The organism is Micromonospora sp. NPDC005252 (genome assembly GCF_042872475.1).
In the GTDB taxonomy this organism is placed as follows: domain Bacteria; phylum Actinomycetota; class Actinomycetes; order Mycobacteriales; family Micromonosporaceae; genus Micromonospora.
The window spans coordinates 365,428-378,248 of the sequence record NZ_JBIAKN010000004.1 but is presented as its reverse complement, the minus strand read 5'-3'; the positions used below and the strand labels follow the sequence as shown (position 1 = coordinate 378,248).

General features: G+C 71.8%; 13 protein-coding genes. 8 read left to right on the top strand and 5 right to left on the bottom strand.

Annotation, left to right across the window (positions count from 1 at the left end; all coding sequences use genetic code 11):
• Position 1: 1 nt before the first annotated feature.
• Positions 2–148 (bottom strand): hypothetical protein, encoded by a 147-nt coding sequence (locus tag ACFYPH_RS14710; RefSeq protein WP_354858304.1) that lies wholly within the window; start codon positions 146–148, stop codon positions 2–4.
• A 106-nt stretch (positions 149–254) separates the two neighbouring features.
• The gene (locus tag ACFYPH_RS14705) at positions 255–1,112 is read right to left on the bottom strand and encodes a peptidase M23 (protein ID WP_363935910.1); all 858 of its coding nucleotides are present in this window, start codon (positions 1,110–1,112) and stop codon (positions 255–257) included.
• 401 nt (positions 1,113–1,513) lie between these two features.
• On the opposite strand from ACFYPH_RS14705, the gene ACFYPH_RS14700 reads away from it, so the two are divergent.
• The 4 genes from ACFYPH_RS14700 to ACFYPH_RS14685 all read left to right on the top strand — a co-directional run bounded on the left by ACFYPH_RS14700 (position 1,514) and on the right by ACFYPH_RS14685 (position 3,825).
• A complete protein-coding gene (locus tag ACFYPH_RS14700) occupies positions 1,514–2,434 on the top strand; it encodes a PAC2 family protein (RefSeq protein ID WP_354858309.1) in 921 nt (306 codons plus the stop codon).
• 37 nt (positions 2,435–2,471) lie between these two features.
• Positions 2,472–3,269, top strand: a complete 798-nt coding sequence (locus ACFYPH_RS14695) for an exodeoxyribonuclease III (protein WP_354858311.1) — start codon at positions 2,472–2,474, stop codon at positions 3,267–3,269.
• Positions 3,270–3,295: 26 nt separating this feature from the next.
• Positions 3,296–3,613 carry an antibiotic biosynthesis monooxygenase gene (locus tag ACFYPH_RS14690; protein ID WP_354858312.1) on the top strand — a complete coding sequence of 106 codons (318 nt, stop codon included), beginning with the start codon at positions 3,296–3,298 and terminating at the stop codon, positions 3,611–3,613.
• A gap of 71 nt (positions 3,614–3,684) precedes the next feature.
• The gene (locus ACFYPH_RS14685) at positions 3,685–3,825 is read left to right on the top strand and encodes a hydrolase (protein ID WP_354858314.1); all 141 of its coding nucleotides are present in this window, start codon (positions 3,685–3,687) and stop codon (positions 3,823–3,825) included.
• 20 nt (positions 3,826–3,845) lie between these two features.
• On the opposite strand, the gene ACFYPH_RS14680 is transcribed toward ACFYPH_RS14685, so the two are convergent.
• Both ACFYPH_RS14680 and ACFYPH_RS14675 read right to left on the bottom strand, forming a co-directional pair.
• Complete coding sequence (locus ACFYPH_RS14680; RefSeq protein ID WP_355065584.1) at positions 3,846–4,511, bottom strand: class F sortase; 666 nt, start codon at positions 4,509–4,511, stop codon at positions 3,846–3,848.
• Between the two features lie 178 nt (positions 4,512–4,689).
• Positions 4,690–5,406, bottom strand: coding sequence for a hypothetical protein (locus ACFYPH_RS14675; RefSeq protein WP_354858356.1), 717 nt, complete (start codon positions 5,404–5,406; stop codon positions 4,690–4,692).
• Positions 5,407–5,536: 130 nt separating this feature from the next.
• Here ACFYPH_RS14675 and trmB point away from each other — a divergent pair, with 130 nt between their 5' ends.
• Together trmB and ACFYPH_RS14665 are read left to right on the top strand one after the other, a co-directional pair.
• Entirely contained in the window at positions 5,537–6,238 is a 702-nt protein-coding gene (trmB, locus tag ACFYPH_RS14670; protein ID WP_387181968.1) for a tRNA (guanosine(46)-N7)-methyltransferase TrmB, read from the top strand.
• Between the two features lie 76 nt (positions 6,239–6,314).
• Positions 6,315–8,828 (top strand): DUF3516 domain-containing protein, encoded by a 2,514-nt coding sequence (locus ACFYPH_RS14665; RefSeq protein WP_355065582.1) that lies wholly within the window; start codon positions 6,315–6,317, stop codon positions 8,826–8,828.
• A 14-nt stretch (positions 8,829–8,842) separates the two neighbouring features.
• On the opposite strand, the gene ACFYPH_RS14660 is transcribed toward ACFYPH_RS14665, so the two are convergent.
• Positions 8,843–9,946 carry an LPXTG cell wall anchor domain-containing protein gene (locus ACFYPH_RS14660; RefSeq protein ID WP_354858321.1) on the bottom strand — a complete coding sequence of 368 codons (1,104 nt, stop codon included), beginning with the start codon at positions 9,944–9,946 and terminating at the stop codon, positions 8,843–8,845.
• 463 nt (positions 9,947–10,409) lie between these two features.
• On the opposite strand from ACFYPH_RS14660, the gene ACFYPH_RS14655 reads away from it, so the two are divergent.
• The gene (locus ACFYPH_RS14655; protein WP_387181963.1) at positions 10,410–11,573 is read left to right on the top strand and encodes a CynX/NimT family MFS transporter; all 1,164 of its coding nucleotides are present in this window, start codon (positions 10,410–10,412) and stop codon (positions 11,571–11,573) included.
• Positions 11,574–12,023: 450 nt separating this feature from the next.
• Positions 12,024–12,668, top strand: a complete 645-nt coding sequence (locus ACFYPH_RS14650) for a hypothetical protein (RefSeq protein ID WP_387181960.1) — start codon at positions 12,024–12,026, stop codon at positions 12,666–12,668.
• Positions 12,669–12,821 lie beyond the last annotated feature (153 nt).

The following is a 12,821-nucleotide window of genomic DNA, read 5'->3' as shown; positions in this document are numbered from 1 at the left end:
GTCAGCGACGGCGGTTGGACAGTCGCGCCGCCAACCCCTTGAGCTTCTGCTGGTTGGCGGGCTTGGCCAGCTCGCGCCGACCCCGGTCCACCAGCTGCTGACCCTTGGGCGATCTCAGGAAGGTGCTGATCCGCTGCATCAAAGACATAACGTCCTCCTGTCGGTGATCCCTCAGTCATGTGTACCCCGAACCCGCAACGGATGTACCCGGGACGCGACAGGCTCAACCCTCACCGTCCACAGTGGTCGGTAGGCTACCGCCTGGCCGGCACGATGGCGTCGACCACCCGGGTGGCCCGCCACTCGTGCTGCTGGTAGTGCTCGGGGTACGCGGAGACCTGCACCGCCTGCGCGGCGTCGGTGAGCCGCATCTGCTGCCAGCCGGGCACCTGTTCCAGCGCGCTGAGGAACTGCCGGGTGGCGAACTCGGGGTCCATCAGCCGGCCGACCGGGCCCCAGCCGCTGCTGGAGCGCTGCTGGAACAGACCGACCGAGTCGTGGTCCCAGCCGACGCCCTGGTGCGGGTAGTCCTGCGACTCCGGCAGCACGCCGCTGGCGACGTTGTAGAGGTTGCTCTCCTGCATGGCGGTCGCCACCGCGATGACGAGGCCACGGCGCGGGACACCCATCTTGCGTCCGGTACGGACGATCGCCTCGGCGTTCTCCATCTGGTCGTCGTCCAGGCCGGCGACCGGCGCCGGGTCGGTCGGCTGCGCCGGGGCGACCGTGCGGGCACGCGAGGTGGTGTCCGGGTCGGCGGAGGTCGCGGAGGCGGACGGGGTGGCAGAGGGGGCGGCAGCGGGGGTCGCGGCGCGGTCGAGAGAGCGGGACGCGCGCTCCTGCTCGGCGCGCTGCGCCAGCTCGGCGCTCGAGTCGACCCGCGTCGCCGCGCCGGCGGTCTCGTCGCGGACCTGTGCGACGGCGGCCAGAGCGAGGCAGCAGACCACGCCGGTGGCGAGGGCCACCTGGGCGCGGCGTCGACCGGTCAGGTCGCGGGCGTACGCCCGAAGCCGACTCGCGGCGGTTGTCCGTTCGGCTGAGGTGCCTTCCTCCATTTCGGTAGTGGGGCTGCTCGGGGCGTACGGGTCGTCGAGGGTGCCGTCGTCACGCATCAACCGAGGCTAGGCAGGCGGAAACCCCAATCACCCACAGTGATCACGTGGCCCTCGCCACAGAATCGGGGTCCTCGGGTGGACGAGCGGGGCGGGTCGACCCGCCCGGGGAACGGACCTCGCGTACCGGAGGAAACCGGCGCGGCACGTGGGCCGGCACGGACGGCGACAGGTGCGGACATCGGGCCGCGCGGACCGACATGATCGACAAACTCGGCCTTTGGGCCGAACCGCCCATCGGCCGTTCGGCGTAATCGGGTGGTTCGTCCGATCGCGCCCAGTCGGCGGTCGACGGATCGCCCGACGCAGGAATGCGCCAGGATGGCGGGTACGTTGCCCGAATCGGGTGCCGTCCACCGCGCCGGCATCCGCGTAGGCACATTCCAGGGAGGTCCGCACCGGTGCTCGACCCACACGAGCTCTATCAGCTCACCGACGATCTGCCCGACCTCGGGCAGCCGGTCCTGGTCCAGGCCCTGACCGGGTTCGTGGACGCCGGCAACGCCAGCCGGCTGGCCCGCGAGCAGCTGCTCACCTCGCTCGAGGGGCGGCCGATCGCCACCTTCGACGTGGACCAGCTCTTCGACTACCGCTCCCGGCGACCGGTGATGACCTTCGTCGAGGACCACTGGGAGAGCTTCGACGCCCCCAAGCTGGAGCTGCACCTGCTCAACGACGACGACGAGACACCCTTCCTGCTGCTCACCGGCCCCGAGCCGGACCTGCAGTGGGAGCGGTTCACCGCCGCCGTCGCGGGGCTCGCCGCCCGCTTGGACGTACGGCTCACCGTCGGGCTCAACTCGATCCCGATGGCGGTGCCACACACCCGGCCGACCGGCGTGACCGCCCACGCCACCCGTCCGGAGTTGATCAGCGGGTACGAGCCCTGGCTGCAACGGGTCCAGGTGCCCGGCAGCGTCGGTCACCTGCTGGAGTTCCGCCTCGGCGAGCAGGGTCGCGACGCGCTCGGGTTCGCCGCGCACGTGCCGCACTATGTGGCCCAGACCGAGTACCCGGCCGCTGCCGAGGTGCTGCTGAGCGCGGTGTCGCGCAGCACGGGGCTGCTGCTGCCCGGCGACGGGCTGCGCTCGGCCGCCGAGGTGGTCCGGGTGGAGATCGACCGGCAGGTCGCCCAGACCGAGGACGCTGCCGCCCTGGTCCAGGCCCTGGAGGAGCAGTACGACGCGTTCGCCCGGGGTCGCGGCGAGCGGAACCTGCTCGCCCCCGACGCCGGTCCGCTGCCCACCGCCGACGAGCTCGGCGCGGAGCTGGAACGGTTCCTGGCCGAACAGACCCGTCCCGGCGACACCCCGGGCAGCTGACCCGGCGACACGGCACCGGATGCGGCAGGGTGGAGACATGCGCCTGGCGACCTGGAACGTGAACTCGGTGAAGGCCCGGCTGCCCCGGCTGTTGGAGTGGCTGGCCGGCACCGGGCCCGACGTCGTCTGCCTGCAGGAGACGAAGTGCCCGGACGGCGCGTTCCCGGTGGCCGAGGTGGGCGAGCTGGGCTACACCGTGGCCAGCCACAGCGACGGCCGCTGGAACGGGGTGGCGATCCTGTCCCGGGTCGGCCTGGACGACGTCCGCGTCGGCTTCGCGGGTGAGCCGGGCTTTCCCGCACCGGAGGCCCGGGCCATCTCCGCCACCTGCGGCGGGCTGCGGGTCTGGTCGGTGTACGTGCCCAACGGCCGGACGCCGGACGACCCGCACTACGCGTACAAGCTGGCCTGGTTCGCGGCGCTGCGCGACGCGTTGGAGGCGGAGCTCGCCGGTGGCCTGCCGCTGGCCGTCTGCGGCGACTTCAACGTCGCCCCGACCGACGCCGACGTCTGGGACCCGGCCGTCTTCACCCACTCCACGCACGTCACCCCGGCCGAGCGGGCCGCCCTGGCCGCGCTGCGCGACCTCGGGCTCAGCGACGTGGTGCCGACCCCGATGAAGGGGCCGCACCCGTTCACCTACTGGGACTACCGCGCCGGGATGTTCCACCAGAACAAGGGCATGCGGATCGACCTGGTGTACGCCTCGGCGCCGTTCACCCGGGCGGTCCGCTCGGCGTACGTGGACCGGGAGGCCCGCAAGGGCAAGGGCCCCTCCGATCACGCCCCGATCGTGGTCGACGCGGATCTGGTCCCCGCCGTCGAGGCGTTCTGAGCGCCGGCGCTGGCTAGGGTGGGCAGATGGCAGTCGTGAAGATCAACGCAATCGAGGTTCCGCCCGGCGCCGGCCCCGAGTTGGAGAAGCGGTTCGCGGCGCGGGCCGGCGCGGTGGAGAACTCCCCCGGCTTCCTCGGCTTCGAACTGCTCCGGCCGGTGTCCGGCGAGACCCGCTACTTCGTCTACACGAGGTGGGAGAGCGAGGAGGCGTACCAGGCCTGGGCCTCCGGCCCGTCGCGCGAGGCCCACGCCGCCGCCCCCGGCGACAAGCCCCGCCCGCCGGTCTCCACCGGCGCCAGCCTCCTGGAGTTCGAGGTGGCCCTGCACGTCCCCCAGCCCTGACCACCTCTGCCGACGATCCCGGGCTCGACGGAACCCGCCCGGGCGGCGACGTGCGCTGATAGCGTCCGGCCATGTTCGACGGGTTCGAAGAGTTCGCGATCTGGCGGGAGTGGGCCGACGACGTGCGCGGCGGGCCGGTGCCGGTCGGACACTTCATCCCGGAAGAGGCCCCCGACGAGACCACCCGCCAACTCCTGGACTTCCTGAGCTGACGCGGCCCGGCGGGCGCGGGTCAGGGCTTGCGCGACGACTGGAGGGTGGCGAAGGCGATCACGTTGTCGGCGTAGCCGGTACGACCGCCGATGAACTGGCCACCGCAGGTGATCAGCCGCAGGCCGGCGGGGCCGTCGTGGCCGTAGATCCGCTCGGCGGGCAGCCGGTCCTTCGGGAAGTGCTCGACGGTGTCGACCTTGAACACCACCGTCGACCGGTCCGCGCGGGCCACCTCGATCAGGTCACCGGGCTTCAGCTTGCCCAGGTCGTAGAAGACCGACGGGCCGCTCTTGGTGTCCACGTGCCCCACGATGACCGCCGGACCGGGCTCGCCGGGCGTCGGCCCACGGTCGTACCAGCCGGTCTCGTTGTGCCGTTCCAGCGGCGGTACGGCGATCGTGCCGTCCCGCGCCTGCCCGACGGGCGCCACCGGCGCCGCCACCTTGATCGCCGGGACGGTGAGCCGCACCGGGCGACTGGCCGACAACCCGACCGTCTCGCTGCGGGCCGGGCGGTCACCACCTGCCGGGGCCCAGTCGAACGGGCCGACCGAGCGGCCCAGTCCCGCCCCGGTGGCGAAGACGCCCGCCAGGACCAGCACCACCGCCAGCGGCACCGACCAGGGGCTACGGCCCGACGGACGGCTGCGCCGAGGAGCGACGGCGGTCGGCGGACGGGCGGCCACCGGTGGTCGGTCGGCGACCGGTGGCCGGTCGGCGGGGACACGCGAATCGCGCGCCGGACGCGAGCCCGCGGGCGGCTCTGCGTCGTCGGGCGACCACGAACTGGCGGGCGGGCGGGAACCCGGGGGCGGGCGGGAGCCGGCGGGCGGGGGTGTGGGGCGGAAGATTTCCATGGCGGGCTCAGCGGCGCGCGACGCCACGGACGGTACGGGGTCGACGCAGGGCCATCACGGCGAGGATCAGCCCGGTGATGGTCAACGCCGCGCCGCCGGGCAGCAGCAGGTTGCCGGTCATCCCCCCGGCGCTGCCACCGAAACCGGTGGCCGGGCCTCGGCTGGGCTGGGGCGACGGCACCTTCTTGACCACCTGGAGCATGGTCGACGCGGTCTCACCGTCGCGGCACTCCAACTTGACCCGGTAGTTGCCGGGGCGGGTGCGCTCGCGGACCATCGGCGCGGCGGTGAGCACGCCGCGCTGCGGTTGCACGCCGACCGCGCCGAACGCGTCGGAGACGACGGTGGCGCCCACCGAGTTGTCCCGACAGCTGGCCCGGATGCCGACCAGGTAGCCGGGCTGCACCGTGCTGGGGCTCACCTCGACGAAGACGTCCACCGGCGGAGCGGGCTGGGGCGCGCCTCCGGGTTGGCCCTCGGGCTGACCCCCGGGCGCCGGCGCGACGAGCACGAGCGGGCGGGCGACGGGCACGAGACCAGCGGAGACGAGCGCACCGGGCACGGCGGCGACGGAGACGAGGGCAGCCGGCGCGGCGAGCACCGACGCGGCGGCCACCGGACCGCCAGCGGCGTGTGCGGCGTGTGCGGGGAGGGCGGCCAGCAGGGGGCCGGCGAGCACGGTCACCATCGACAGGGTCACGCCGCCGCGGGTCACTGCCACGATGCCCCCTCTCGACGCCGTAGGACCGCGCCGGGCAGCGGACCACCCGGCCTGCCGTACCAGATCGATCCTCTCATTACCGGTCGCACATCACATCCGATCCGCGGACGACGTCGCGTACGCTCGGGTCGCTGTGACCACCACCGACCCTGACCCCGCCACCGTCCCGCCCGCGGGCCGGACGATCCGCACCTTCCACCCCCGACGGGGCCGGATGAGCGGCCGCCAGACCGACGCGCTGGAGCGGCTCTGGTCGTCCTACGGCCGGGACGTGTCGGGCGAGCCCGTCGACCTGACCGCCCTGTTCGGCCGTCGGGCCCCGGTGGTGCTGGAGATCGGCTCGGGCATGGGCGACAGCACCGCCGCGATGGCCGCCGCCGACCCGGATCGAGATTATCTGGCGGTCGAGGTGCACACGCCGGGAATCGCGAACCTGCTCGACCTGGTGGACCGCAGTGACCTCGGCAACGTACGGGTGGCCCAGGGCGACGCGTTGGAGCTGGTCAGCGGCCTGCCGGAGGGCGTCCTGGACGCCGTGCACATCTTCTTTCCCGACCCCTGGCCGAAGGCCCGCCACCACAAGCGGCGGATCATCCAGCCGGCGCACGTGGCGCTGCTGCGCTCCCGGCTGGTCCCCGGCGGGACGCTGCACTGCGCGACCGACTGGGCCGAGTACGCCGAGGCGATGCGGGAGACCCTGGACGCGGACCCGGAGCTCGTCGACGCGTACGGCGGCTTCGCGCCGCGTCCGGCGCACCGCCCGGTGACGAAGTTCGAGCGGCGGGCGATCATCGCCGGGCGGCCGGTGGCCGACCTGATCTACCGCCGACGGTGACGAGCCGGCCCGGACGGGTGCCCGGCGGAGGTCGGGTTGGCGCGCGGGGGCATGATCCAGGCACCATGGATGGGATATGACGCTCACCGCCGCGCTGCCGACAAGCGCCGACCCCGACACCCTCTTCGACGCGTTCGCCAGTTGGGCGAAGGAGCGCGGCCTCGACCTCTATCCCCATCAGGAGGAGGCGGTCATCGAGATCGTCTCCGGTGCCAACCTGATCATGAACACACCCACCGGCTCGGGCAAGAGCCTGGTGGCCATCGCCGCGCACTTCGCGGCCCTCGCGGACAGCCGGACGACCTTCTACACCGCGCCGATCAAGGCCCTGGTGTCGGAGAAGTTCTTCGCGCTCTGCGAGGTCTTCGGCGCCGAGAACGTCGGCATGCTCACCGGCGACGCCAGCGTCAACGCCGACGCCCCGATCATCTGCTGCACCGCGGAGATCCTGGCCAACCTCGCGCTGCGCGAGGGCGCCAAGGCCGACGTCGGCCAGGTGATCATGGATGAGTTCCACTTCTACGCCGAGCCCGATCGGGGCTGGGCCTGGCAAGTGCCGATCATCGAGCTGCCGCAGGCCCAGTTCGTCCTGATGTCCGCCACCCTGGGGGACACCACCCGGTTCGTCGACGACCTGACCCGGCGCACCGGGCGGCCGACCGCCGTCGTGCGCTCGGTGGAGCGGCCGGTCCCGCTGATCTTCTCGTACGCGATGACCCCGCTGCACGAGACGCTCGAGGAGCTGCTGGAGACCAAGCAGGCCCCGGTGTACGTCGTGCACTTCACCCAGGCCGCCGCGCTGGAACGCGCCCAGGCGCTGATGAGCGTGAACGTCTGCACCCGCGCCGAGAAGGACATGATCGCCCAGGCGATCGGCGGTTTCCGGTTCACCTCCGGCTTCGGCAAGACGCTGTCCCGGTTGGTCCGGCACGGCATCGGCGTGCACCACGCCGGCATGCTGCCCAAGTACCGCCGGCTCGTGGAAACCCTCGCGCAGGCCGGCCTGCTCAAGGTCATCTGCGGCACCGACACCCTCGGCGTCGGCATCAACGTGCCGATCCGCACCGTGCTGTTCACCGGCCTGTCCAAGTACGACGGGGTGCGTACCCGGCTGCTCAAGAACCGCGAGTTCCACCAGATCGCCGGGCGGGCCGGCCGGGCCGGCTACGACACCATCGGCCGGGTCGTGGTGCAGGCCCCCGAGCACGTCATCGACAACGAGAAGGCGCTCGCCAAGGCCGGCGACGACCCGAAGAAGCGCCGCAAGGTGGTCCGCAAGAAGCCGCCGGAGGGCTCGATCGGCTGGGGCCAGCCCACCTTCGACCGGCTCGTCGACGCCGAGCCGGAGCCGCTGACCTCCAGCTTCGGAGTCAGCCACTCGATGCTGCTCAACGTCATCGGCCGCCCCGGGGACGCCTTCACGGCGATGCGGCACCTGCTCACCGACAACCACGAGGAGCCGGCCGCCCAGCGCCGGCACATCCGCCGGGCCATCGCCATCTACCGGGCCCTGCGCGCCGGCGGGGTGGTCGAGGAGCTGCCCGAGCCCGACGAGACGGGCCGGCGGATCCGCCTCACCGTCGACCTCCAACTCGACTTCGCGCTCAACCAGCCGCTCTCCCCCCTCGCCCTGGCCACCATCGAACTGCTCGACGCCGAGTCCCCGTCGTACGCGCTCGACGTGCTGAGCGTGATCGAGTCGATCCTCGACGACCCCCGGCAGATCCTGTCCGCGCAGCAGTTCAAGGCCCGCGGCGAGGCCGTCGCCGCGATGAAGGCCGAGGGCATCGAGTACGAGGCCCGCCTCGAACTGCTCGACGAGGTGACCCACCCGAAGCCCCTCGCCGAGCTGCTGGAGGCCGCGTACGAGATGTACCGGCAGGGCCACCCGTGGGTCGCCGACCACCAGCTCTCCCCCAAGGCCGTCGTCCGGGACATGTACGAGCGGGCCATGACCTTCACCGAGTACGTGCAGTTCTACGGGCTGACCCGCTCGGAGGGTCTGGTCCTGCGCTATCTGGCCGACGCGTACAAGACGCTGCGCCAGACCGTGCCCGAGGACGCCAAGACCGAGGAGCTGATCGACCTCATCGAGTGGCTCGGCGAGCTGGTCCGCCAGGTCGACTCCAGCCTCATCGACGAGTGGGAGCGGCTGCGCAACCCGTCCGACGTGGCCGAGGTCGCCCAGGCGCACGCCTCCCTGACCGACCGGCCACCGGCGGTGACCCGCAACGCGCGGGCGTTCCGGGTGCTGGTGCGCAACGCGCTGTTCCGCCGGGTCGAGCTGGCCGCGCTGCGCCGCTGGGACCTGCTCGCCGAGCTGGACGCCGAGGACGGCTGGGACTACGACGCGTGGGCCGACGCCCTCGCGCCGTACTTCGAGGCGTACGACTCGATCGGCGTCGGGCCGGACGCCCGTGGCCCGGCGCTGCTGATGATCGAGCAGGGCCGGGAGCGGTGGACCGTCCGGCAGATCTTCGACGACCCGGACGGCGACCACGACTGGGGCATCAGCGCGGAGATCGACCTCGTCGCCTCGGACGAGGTCGGGGCGGCGGTCGTCCGGATCACGGACGTCGGCCAGCTCTGACGCGTCGTCGCCCGTCAGACGGTGAACCAGATCCGACGGCGACGAGCCACGACGAACAGGGTCGCGCCCGCGACCAGCAGCAGACCGGCGGCGGCGAGCACGCCGCCGGTCGACTGACCGGTCACCGGCAGGCCGCCTCCCCCGCCGTCGGCACAACCGGCGGGCTGCTCCCACCTGTACGGACCGTTGAGGTGGCTGGCCTGCGGATCGAACGCGTCCGACCGAAGCGCGACGGCCAACCCCGCGACGGCCGGGAAGGACACGTCGACGGTGGTGCCCATTTCGACGAGCCGCCGCTGCTCCGGGCCGTGGTTGGGATTGAAGAGGACCAACGAGTTCACACCGACATTCGGTCCCGACACCGCGATGACGAGCTTTTCGCAGGTCGAGCGGGCACGGATGTCCGGGACGACGCAGTGACCCGGATCGAACTCCCAGGAGTACACGGCGAACGCCTCGCTCGCGCCCGCGACGGTCACCGAGAAGAAGTCGTATCCCCGGGGAACCACGATGCCCTTCGCCGTCGCTCCCGGCGCCAGCGAGACGGTTCGTGAGTAGCCCTTGGGGTAGGTCGCGAGCACCACATCGACCGTCCGCCCGGCGGGCGGGTTAGCCAGGTCGACCAGCACGGTGCCGTCGCACCGAGGCTGGAAACTGGCCGTCGGATCGGTGGGCGGCTGCCCGCACCTGCCGTCGAGCGGGGCGCCAGCGGCGACGCCGGACGTCTCGGAGTAGCCGTCGTCCCACTGCACCCACACGGCCAGGTCGGCGAAGGTGGCGGTGCCCGGCAGGGTCTGGGTGCCGGTCACCGGCTTGCCCAGGGAATGCGGGAAGACGCCTTCGGGGCTGGCAGCGATGGGGTCGATGCTGGTGTCGGGCGGATACACCTCGACCTTGACGAACCGGTATCGCGTCGCGTCGGTCGGGGCGGTCTCGGCAAGGACGGTCCACTGGATCTGGTAGGTGCCGTCGGCCATGCACCGTGCCTCGTGGTTGACGGTGAAACCCGGGGGATCTGCGTTCGCCGTGGGCATGAAGGCCAGCGTCCCGGCGAGGCTGACCACAACCGCCCCGAGGGCAGCCAGTGCTCGCCGTCGCCACGATCGGACATTGATCACGGATGCTCCTGCGATGAGGTGAGCGGGAGTGGATCGACCCGGCCGGCGCGACGCCCTGATGCCGGATACGGGTGCCCCTACGCCGCGTCACTCCGGGATGGGAACGGCCGGTGAGCTCGGGCAGATGCTACCGCCGAAGACCCACCGACAGTGACCCGTGTCACTCACCCGACCGGACGAAACGTCCTGTCTCCAGGGCGCGGCTGTCCGGTCCCGCAGGTAACTGGCCAGCAGTCGTGGCGTCGGCCAGGACTGGGACAACTCGGCGCGGACGCCGTACCCCATGCCACCCCGAGCAGCTGAGCCGCCGGGGGCGCGGCGCGGAACTGAACAGCCATCCGCCTTCCAGGCGCTCACCGAACCGCGATGATCACGATCTCGACTGGAACACTAGAGTAAGGGGATGACAGAGGACCGGCCCCTTACCTTGTGGGCGGGACGCGCGGCCGCGCTGCTGGGCATCGTGCTCGTCGCGCTCACCCTGCGCCAGACGGTTGCGGTGATGTCACCGATCCTCGGTGACATCCGGGCGGACATCCCGATATCGAACATCGGCGCCGGGCTGCTCGGCACGTTGCCACCGATCCTGCTGGCGGTATCGGGGTTCGTCGCGCCGCGCGTCGCCCGCGGCATCGGCCTCGACGGCGGCATCGTGCTGGCGCTGCTGCTCATGACCGTCGGCCATCTCGTGCGCGCGGCCGCCCCGGACTACGCGGTGCTGCTCGTCGGCAGTGTCGTCGCGCTCGCCGGCACGGGCATCGGCAATGTGCTGCTGCCGCCGATCGTGCGGCGCTACTTCCCCGACCGGGTAGCGCTGCTGACCGCCGTCTACGTCTGCATCCTGGGCGTGAGCACGGCCCTGCCCGCGGCGGTCGCCGCCCCGGTCGCCGAGCAGGTCGGGTGGCGGTTCTCGCTCGGCATCTGGGCGGCGAGCTCGGGGGTCGCGCTCGTTCCGTGGCTCGTCACCATCGCGCGGGAGCGCCGCCGCCGACTCCCGGATGCCGACGCCGTCGAGTCCTCGCCCACCACCCTCGTCACGCGACTGTGGCGGTCCCGCACGGCCCTATCGATCACCGTCGTGTTCTCGACCAGCACGATCCTTACCTACGCGTGTTTCGCGTGGCTGCCCGAGATCCTCGGCGACATCGCCGACTCGACGCCGACCGAAGCCGGTGCGCTGCTCGCCGTCACCGGCATCATCAGCGCGCCCATCGCGCTCGTTGCGCCCCTGCTCGTCACGCGGCTGCAGGGTGTCGGCCGGCTAATCGCCGCCGGTATCGCCAGCTTCGCGCTCGGCTACCTCGGCCTGCTGCTCGCGCCCGCGACCCTCACACTGCTCTGGGTGCTGCTTATCGGCTCGGGTTCGATCCTGTTCCCGGTCAGCCTCGTGCTCATCAACGTACGCACCCGAACCCAGGCCGGCACCGTCGCGCTGAGCGGCTTTGCCCAGGGGGTCGCGTACGCGCTCGGCGCGCTCGGTCCACTGCTCGTCGGCCTGCTGCACGACGTGAGCGGCGGGTGGACCCTTCCGCTGCTGTTCCTGCTCGCCGTCGCCCTCGTGGCGGCCATCCCGGCGTTCACGCTGGCCAAGCCCACGTTCGTCGAGGACGAGCTCTCCCGCCCGTAATCCAGCCGAGGATCATGATCATGGTTCGATGAGCGCCTCTTCGTCCTCTCTCAAGCGCGCCGCGCCGTGATGTCCATCCTCGCTAACCGAGCCCTGGACGAAGGCCTGACCACGGGGCTGCTATTCGCCACCGCCGACGGGCGAGGGCTCTACTCCGCTCTGGGCTGGCAGATCCGCGGCGAACCGGCCGGAGCGTTCCGACCGGAATGACCAGGCCGGACGGCGCCCACCCCGGCGCACCGGCTTCCGTCGATGCCGATCTTGAAGTTAGCCCGGACCTGCCTCTGTCGCGGGCAGCATCTCCGGGACGGCGCCGCTGGCCACCTTCGATCGGACTGGCCACCTATCGGCGGACGGGACAGCGGTCCACCCCTCAACTTCGCTGGGCAATGTCAGACCTGTCGATTAGAATGTATGTACTAATAAAGATCCTGACCTGGGAGGACGCCCGTGACCGCGCCCACCTCCACGCCCATCACCCCCTACGCCACACTGCTCGGTTTCACCCGCTACGTCGACCGCACCGGCCCCACCAAGGCGACCTTCGTCGGCGGGCTGCGCAAGCAGCGCGCCAGCCGGTCCGGCTTCAACCCGCACGGCCAGTTCGTCAAGGCGCTCAAGGCCGACATCGCCTTTCACACCGGCGGCACCCACCTGACCGGGGTGGTTGACGTGGTCAAGCCGCGCTGGCGCCCGCTCTACCAGGCGCTCGTCCCCGGCGCCACGGCCTGGCTGCACTCCCTCGGCGACCCGGCCGCCGTCGACCTCGCCCAGACCCGCGACGCCCTGGCCATGCTGGGCGACCTACCCGTCAAGATCAACCCCCATTTCGGGGTACGCCACGCCGACGGCCGCGCCGAAGCGGTCCGCCTGCACTTCGACGAGGCCCCGCCGACCGAGGAGTCGGTGCTCGCCACCCTGCACCTGATGGCCCGACACATGGACGCGGTCCTTCCGCACGCCGAGCCGGTCCTGGTCGACGTCCGCCGAGGCCAGGCCCACCGCATGCCCTCCGACGCCAAGCCCGAGCAGATCGAACGCTGGCTGGCCGGCGAAGCCGCCGCCTTCCGCGCCATCTGGTCCACCGCCGCCTAACGACCCACCCTCGCCGCGCCCGCCTCCCAGACCCCACATTCACCAAGATCCGCGCAACTTCAGGGATGCTGCTGCTTCAGGATGTCGGGAGGCAGCAAGAACCCGGAAGTTGCGCGGATCTTGGCGTTCCCGGAGCGCAAGGGGTTATCCACA